Below are 7880 nucleotides of genomic sequence, written 5' to 3' on the forward strand. Positions count from 1 at the left end.
AAAACCCGTCCATTCTATAGGCAACTACAGAATGGACGGTGTTTTTATGAAAATCCGAAGGATCCTCTGCTGGCTGCTGTCGCTTGCCCTGCTGACCGGCAGCGTTTATACGGCCGATACGCTCGTGCGGCAGCGCAGGCTGGCGCGGAAGACCGTGCGGCTGCATGTCATTGCCAATTCCGATGAAGCAGCTGATCAGGCGCAGAAGCTGCGCGTGCGCGACGGCGTGCTGGCCTGCGTGTCCGGCCTGACGGCAGACTGCGAAACGGCGGATGACGCGCGCAAATGCATCGCGGCCCATCTGCCGGAGATCGCGGAGGCGGCGCAGCGCGTGCTTGCGGGCAGCGGCTATGATGTGACGGTCAGCCTCGGCCCGGAGACCTACGGCACACGGGACTATGCCAGCTTTTCTCTGCCTGCCGGGACATACCCCTCGCTGCGGGTGCAGATCGGCGAAGCCGCCGGAAAAAACTGGTGGTGCGTCGTGTTCCCGACGCTCTGCACGGCCGCAACGAGCGACGAAGCAGAGCTGCGGGCTGCTGCAGGCGGCTTCGACGAGGATGAGGCCGCGTGGATCACGGAGGAGCAGCCGGAATACCGCCTGCGCTTCAAAACGCTCGAGTGGCTCCAGAAGCTCAAGGAACTGTTTTCATGAACCAGCCCCACGCCGTGATCCGGCGTGGGCTCAGCTTGTCAAAAAAGTCCTGTTGGACTTTTTCGCCAAGCTGCTATCAGAATTGCAAAATCAATTTTTGCAGCATGATTTTGCAATTCTGCCGCTGCGGCGGGTTATTTAACGCGAAAGGAAACCCTGACGGTTTCCTTTCACACTTTTCTTCCCTCCGGAACCTTTGGCTGGGCAGTTTTTTCAACAGTCCGCAGCTCACGCCGTGACCCGGCGTGGGCTTTTTTTTTCGCACGGCGTGTGTTACAATAGGTAAAAAGAGGTGAGGAACATGCTGGAGCTTTGGCTTTGTCCGAGCAGAAAACAGAACACGGCCCGCGTGATGCAGGCGCTCTGCGAAAAAACGGCGCAGCGCATCCTGGTCGTGCCGGAGCAGTTCTCCCACGAGGCCGAACGCATGCTCTGCCGCGCGGGCGGCGACACGATCAGCCGCTTTGCCGAGGTTCTGAGCTTTTCCCGGCTGGCCTCGCGCGTGTTTTCCATCGAGGGCGGCTCCGCCTGCGAGGAGACGGACGCGGGCGGACGGCTGCTGCTGATGGCGCTGGCTGTGGAGCAGGTGCGCCCGCGGCTGAAGCTGTTCGGTGCCAGCACGTCCCGGCCGGAATTTTTGCTGCAGCTGCTCGACACGCTGGAGGAATTCCGTGCCTACTGCCTGCGGCCGGAGCTGCTGCGCGCGGCATCGGAGAAGCTCAGCGGCGCGCTGGCCGTGAAGACCGAGGAATTTGCCCTCCTGATGGAGAGCTATGACGCCGCCTGCGCCAATGCGGGGCAGGACCCGTCCAGCCGCCTGACGCGGCTTGCCGCCGCGCTGGAGACCGGAACGTTTGCCGCGGGACGGCAGCTGTATCTCGACGGCTTTACCGACCTGAACGGCGTGGAGCTGGAGATCCTGACGCAGCTCCTTGCAGGCGGGGCAGAGGTGACCGTTGCGCTGAGCTGCGACAGCCCGGTGGGCGGTGCGCAAATTTTCGATGCTGCGCGGGATACGATCCGCAGCCTGCAGAGAGCGGCCCGGCAGGCGGGCGCGGCAGTACAGCTCCGGGAATTCCCGGCAGAGGATGAGGCTTTTTCGCCTCTGCTGCGCGCGCTGTTCGGCAGGGGAGCGGCCTGCCCGGCGCTTCCGGGCGTCTGCCTTCCGTGCGCGCCGGATATCGAGACGGAGTGCCGCGCTGCGGCGGGTGAAATTCTGCAAAGGATGGAGGGCGGCGCGCGCTGGCGCGATATTGCCGTGGCCTGCGCCGACCCGGAGACCTATCGTCCGGTGCTCGAGACCGTCCTGCGCCGTGCGGGCATCCCGGCCTATTTTGCCGGAACGCGTGATCTGCTCCGTGAGCCGGTCGTGCGCATGCTGCTTGCCGCGCTGGAGGCGGCCTCGGGCGGCATGGAGCAGGAGGCCGTTCTGGCGTACTTAAAATCCGGCCTTTCTCCGCTGGACGCCGCCGCGTGCGACGCACTGGAGAACTATGCCGTGATCTGGAACATTCAGGGTGCGCGCTGGGAGCACGAATGGACGATGGACCCGGCCGGGCTGCACGGCCGTGCCGCACCGCCGGAGCGATTGGCCGAGCTGAACGCATGGCGCGCAGAGGCGATCGCCCCCCTGTCCGCCCTGCGTCGCGGTTTGCGCGCCGCGCAGAATACGGGCGAGATGGTGCTGGCGCTCTATCATTTTCTGGAGCAGACCGGTCTGCGCGAGCGGCTGAACGAGCGTGCGCAGGAGGCCTATCGGAGCGGGAGCCTGCAGAAGGCACAGGAGCTGACGCAGGTCTACGGCATTGTCTGCACGGTGCTGGAGCAGCTGTACGGCGTGCTCGGCCGCACCGTCCGCACGGCGGACGCATTTTTCCAGATTTTCCGCGTTGTGCTGAGTCAATATGACATCGGTACGATCCCGGCTCAGCTCGACAGCGTCACGGTCGGCAGCGTCATGTCGCTCCGCCGTGCGGATGTGCCGCATCTGCTGCTGCTCGGCGCGAACGAGGGGGCGTTCCCGGCTGCTGCCGCGCCGCGCAGCCTCTTGACGGATGCCGAACGCGCCAGCCTGCAGCGCATGGGGCTGGAGGTCGGCCCTGCTGCTTCGGCCCGGCTTGATCGCGAGCTTGCCGCCATGGCGAGCGTGCTGGAGGCGCCGCGGCGCTCACTGTGGGTCAGCGCCGTGCAGGAGCGGGAATCCTACTTTTTCCACCGGCTGACGGAGCTGCAGCCGCAGGCTGCGCGCGAGGCGACGGACGAGGCGCTGGTGCTGCGCGCGCCGCAGGCCTATCTGGAGCGTTGGCTGCCCGCCGCGGGCGGCCTGCTGCAGGAGCCGATGTTTGCCGGGGCTGCCGCGCGTGCGGAGCAGGCCCGGACCTATTCGCCCGGCTCGCTCCGGCCGGAGACGGCGCGGGCGCTCTATGGCGCGGAGCTGCACTTCTCCTCCTCGCGCATCGATGTGCTGGCCGGGTGCCGCTTTGCGCATTTTCTGCAGTACGGCCTGCGGGCGCAGGAACGCGAACCGGCGGAATTCGACAGCCGGTTCTACGGCACGTTCGTGCACGACGTGCTGGAGTATATCGTGCAGCAGACGGAGCGCGAGGGCGGGTTTGCCGCCGTGCCGCGCAGCCGGGTGCAGGAACTGGCGCAGGAGCGCATGGAGCAGAACGCCCAGACCCTGCTCGAGACCTTCCCGGACTCGGGCCGGACGGGCTATCTGCTCCGGCGGACGTTTGACGAAGTGACGCAGGTCGTCGACGAGCTGTATGACGAGCTGTCCGTCTCCGCCTTCCGCCCGAAATTCTGTGAGCTGGAATTCTCGGCGCGCGGCGCGCTGCCGGGTGTGGCCTTTTCCGGGAAACGCTGCCGCGGTGTTGTGGAGGGCTTCGTTGACCGTGTAGACGTCTGGCAGAGCGGCGGACGGCCCTATGTCCGCGTTGTGGACTACAAGACCGGCAAAAAGAGCTTCGATTACACGAACGTGCTGCACGGGCGCGGGCTGCAGATGCTGCTGTATCTCTTTGCCCTCGTCCGGCAGGGCGGACATCTGCTCCATGGCGAGCCGCTGCCTGCGGGCGTGCTGTATTTCCCGGCGCGCATCGAGCGCGTCTCCGTGCGCGACCGCCTTGCGCAGGCCGAGATCGAGAAGGAACGCCGCAAGCAGCTGCGCCGCTCCGGCGTGCTGCTGAACAGCGATCCGGTGCTCGAGGCTATGGAGCCGTGCGGCGGGAGCCCGCGTTTTCTGCCGTATACGCTGGACAAGGAGGGGCGGAAAACGGGCGACCTTGCCTCGTTTGCCCAGCTTGCCCAGCTGGAGCGTTTTGTGTTCCGGACGGTGGCCGCGCTCGGAGACGAGCTGGCGGACGGCCGCATCGACCCGGATCCCTGCATCCGGGATGCGAAGGACAGCGCCTGTGCGTTCTGCCCCTATTCTGAGGTCTGCGCCGGACATGAACAGCCGCGCTGGCTGAAGAAGATCACGGCAGAGGAATTCTGGCAGACGCTGGAAAGGAGAGAGCATGGCTGAGATCGTATTGACGCCCGGCCAGCGGGCGGCGGTGGAGAGCCGCGGCTGCGCCCTGCTGGTCGCGGCGGCCGCAGGCTCCGGTAAGACCCGCGTCCTGATCGATCGCGTGCTCGATCAGGTCATCCGCGAGGGCAGGTGCGTCGACGAATTCCTGCTCATCACCTTCACGCAGGCGGCTGCAGCGGAGCTGCGCGGCAAGCTGCTGGCGGAGCTGAACCGCCGCCTTGCCGCCGACCCGGAGAACCGCCATCTGCAGCGGCAGCTCAGCCGCGTCTATCTGGCGCAGATCTCCACGGTCCACAGCTTCTGCGCGGCGCTCCTGCGGGACTATGCCCACGTTCTGGAGCTGCCCGCCGATTTCCGCCTTGCAGACGAGCAGGAGGCAGCCGCCTTGCGGGAGCGCGCCGTGCGCGCCGTTCTCGAGGAGGCCTATGCCGATCCGTCGCCCGCCGTGCGCGCTGCGCTGGATCTGCCCGGCGCAGGACGGGACGACCGCGCACTGCAGGAGTTGATCGTGCGCGTCTACACGAACCTGCAGTGCTATCCCGATCCGGCTGCGACGGCGGACCGCTGGGAGGTCATGCTGGATGTGACGGACTGCACGGACCCCGGCCAGACGATCTGGGGCGAGTGGCTTCTGCGGGAGCTGCAGCGCGGCCTGCAGAGCGATGCGGCCATGCTGCGCCGCGCGCTGGCGCTTGCTGAGGAGAACGAGGCCGTTTCCGCCTATGCGCCCGTGCTGCAGGCCAATCTCCTGCTGCTCGAGGCGCTGGCCTCTGCCGGATCGTGGGAGGCGCTTGCGCGCATCCCGCCGGATTTCGGCCGTTTCCCGGCGATCCGAAAATGCGCCGACCTGGAGACGCAGGAGCGCATCAAGCGCCTGCGCACGGACACCGTCGCGCGCGTGCGGCGCAGGCTCGAGCCGTTCTCCCTGCCGCCGGACGAGACGCTGCGGGAGCTCAGCGGAAGCGCGGAGGCGCTGCGCGGACTGCTGGCCCTGACGCGGGCATTTTCCGCGCGCTTTGCGGCGGAAAAGAGCAGAAGGCACCTGCTCGACTACAACGATCTGGAGCATTTTGCCCTTCGCCTGCTGACGGACCGCTCCGGCGCGCCGACGGCGGCCGCCCGCGAGGTGGCCGGGCGCTACGCCGAAATTCTCGTGGACGAATATCAGGATACGAACCGCGTGCAGGAGGCAATTTATTCCGCGATCTCGCGGGAGGGCCGCAATGTGTTCCTTGTTGGCGACGTGAAGCAGTCCATCTACCGCTTCCGTCTGGCCGACCCGACCATTTTTCTGGAAAAATACCGCACGTTTGCGGAGGAACCTGCAGAAGGAGAGCCGCGCCGCATCCTGCTTTCGGATAATTTCCGTTCCCATGCGGAAATCCTGTCTGCAGCGAATGACGTTTTCCGCCTGACGATGACGGAACGGACCGGCGGCCTTGTCTACGGCGATGCCGAGGCGCTGCGCGCCAACCGGACATTCCCGGACATGGGTCAGCCTGCCGTGGAGCTGCATGCCATCGACTACAGCCCGGCCGGAGACGGCGCACCTCCGGACCGCGCGGCGGCCGAGGCGGAATTTGTTGCTGCGCGCATTGCGGAGATGCTGCGGCAGGAGGAGAAGATCCCGGACGGCGACGGACTGCGGCCCGTCCGGCCCGGTGATATCGTCATCCTGATGCGCTCGCTCTCCGGCCGGACGCAGACCTATCTCGACGCCCTGCGGCGGCACGGCATTCCGGCCTCCTGCGGCAGCGACGACCTGTTTGCCGCAGAGGAGATCCGCTTTCTCTTTGCGCTGCTGCGGATCATCGACAATCCTCATCAGGATATCCCGCTGCTGACGGTGCTGCTCTCGCCGTTTGGCGGCTATCCTGCCGACGCGTTGGCCCGGCTGCGCGCCGGGGACCGGGACGCTGACCTTTACACGCTGCTTTGCGAAAGCAAAGCGCCCATCTGCGCCGTGCTGGAGGACCTGCGGCGCACGGCGCAGGAAGCGCCGCTTCGCACCCTGCTCGAGGAGGCGGAGGAGCGGCTCCTGCTGCCCGCGCTCTGCGCCGCTCTGCCGAACGGCCCGCAGCGTCAGCGGAATCTGGCCGCGCTCCGCTCGATCGCGGATTCCTATGAGCGCGCAGGCGGCTGCGGCCTGCCCGGCTTCCTGCGCCATCTGGAGGGCCTGCGGGAGCGTGGCGTGCCGTCAAGCGGCGGCGCGGCGGCCGGGGCCGTTCGGCTGATGACTATCCACAGCTCCAAGGGACTGGAATTCCCGGTCGTATTTCTGGCGGACCTGTGCAAGAGCTTCAACCGCACGGACTCCCGCGCCAATGTGCTCACCGACCCGGTGCTGGGGCTTGGCTCAAACTGCTATGACCCCGCAGCGCGTATCCTTTGCCCGACCATTGCGCGGCAGGCCATTGCGCGCAGATTGGATCAGGAGGCCGTTTCGGAGGAGATGCGCGTTCTCTATGTCGCCATGACGCGGCCGCAGTACCGCCTGATCATGACCTGCTGCGCCGCCCGCCTGACGCGCAGGCTCGAGAGCTATGCGCAGGGACTGAGCCTGCCGCCGGATGCCGCCCTGCTGGAGGGCGTGGATTCCTTGGGCGACTGGATCCTGCTTGCTGCGATGACCCGGCCGGAGGCGAGCGAGCTGTTCGCTGCGGCCGGGCAGCCGGACTGTGCGCTGCAGGGCAGCCACCCGTGGCGCATTCAACTCCATACTGCTGTGCAGGCCGCCCCGGAGGCGGGGAATGCCACATCGGCCGAACCGGCGTGTGAGCAGCCGCCGGAGCCGCGCTTCCTTCCACCCTATGGCCACGCAGCGGCGGTGACGATGCCGACAAAGCTGACAGCGACGCAGCTCAAGGGCCGCGAACTGGATAACGAGGCGGCCGAGCAGACCGCACAGGCGCCGAAGCTTCATTTCCCGGTCCCGCGCTTCGAAGAGGGGAGAAGGGCATTGACAGCGGCGGAGCGCGGCACGGCGCTGCACCTTGCCATGCAGCACCTGAACTATGCAGCCTGCGCAGACGAGTCAGGGCTTCGTTCGGAACTGGAGCGGCTCGGACGGCAAAAATTCCTGACGCCGCAGCAGCTTGAGGCTGTCGACCCGGAACGGCTGCGCCGCTTCTTTGCCTCTCCGCTGGGGCAGCGTGTGCTGCAGGCCCCACAGGTTGTGCGGGAGTTCAAATTCTCCGTGCTGGACGACGGCGCGAATTATGATCCGGCGCTGGAGGGGGAGGAGATTTTGCTGCAGGGCGTTACGGACTGCTGCCTCATCGAGCTGGACGGCCTGGTCATTCTTGATTTCAAGAGTGACCGCCTGCGCCACGGTGCGGAGCGCGAGCGCGCGGAATACTATCGCGGTCAGCTTGATGCCTACAGCCGCGCGCTGTCGCGTATTTTTGAGCTGCCGGTGTCGGAGCGCATTGTGTATTTCTTTGCAACGGACACCGCAGTCAGCCTGTAAAAAATCCCGGCCCTGCATGGAAAAACACCATGCAGGCCCGGGAAGCTTGTCAAAAAAGGATTTTTGACAAGCTCTCAAACGAGACCCGTTTCACTGGGCTCTCGTTTGAAAGGGGCTGCGGCTCGCTGCAGCGCACGAAGGGCGCGCCCTTCGCACGTTTGCGAGCCGAGCGGTATTTTCTCCGACGTACACGCCGCCGGAGAAAATGATTTCCATTTTCT

3 protein-coding genes are annotated in these 7880 nt (G+C 66.1%); all 3 read left to right on the top strand.

Features of this window, described 5'->3' with window-relative positions; translation table 11 throughout:
* Positions 1 to 46: 46 nt before the first annotated feature.
* The 3 genes from WMO66_RS09140 (at position 47) to addA (ending at position 7659) form a co-directional block, all read left to right on the top strand.
* Positions 47 to 655: a stage II sporulation protein R gene (locus WMO66_RS09140; protein ID WP_349136105.1), complete on the top strand. Its 609-nt coding sequence runs from the start codon at positions 47 to 49 to the stop codon at positions 653 to 655.
* 301 nt (positions 656 to 956) lie between these two features.
* The gene (locus WMO66_RS09145; protein WP_349136106.1) at positions 957 to 4184 is read left to right on the top strand and encodes a PD-(D/E)XK nuclease family protein; all 3228 of its coding nucleotides are present in this window, start codon (positions 957 to 959) and stop codon (positions 4182 to 4184) included.
* Positions 4177 to 7659, top strand: coding sequence for a helicase-exonuclease AddAB subunit AddA (addA, locus tag WMO66_RS09150; protein ID WP_349136107.1), 3483 nt, complete (start codon positions 4177 to 4179; stop codon positions 7657 to 7659). Before WMO66_RS09145 ends, addA begins: the two co-directional genes overlap by 8 nt.
* Positions 7660 to 7880 lie beyond the last annotated feature (221 nt).

The organism is Faecousia intestinalis, from assembly GCF_040096185.1.
In the GTDB taxonomy this organism is placed as follows: Bacteria; Bacillota; Clostridia; order Oscillospirales; family Oscillospiraceae; genus JAZOXB01.

Excerpts from the sequence above, each read along its gene's own strand:
- WMO66_RS09140 (WP_349136105.1), top strand. The coding sequence starts at position 47 with ATGAAAATCCGAAGGATCCTCTGCTGGCTGCTGTCGCTTGCCCTGCTG.
- WMO66_RS09145 (WP_349136106.1), top strand. The coding sequence starts at position 957 with ATGCTGGAGCTTTGGCTTTGTCCGAGCAGAAAACAGAACACGGCCCGC.
- addA (WP_349136107.1), top strand. The coding sequence starts at position 4,177 with ATGGCTGAGATCGTATTGACGCCCGGCCAGCGGGCGGCGGTGGAGAGC.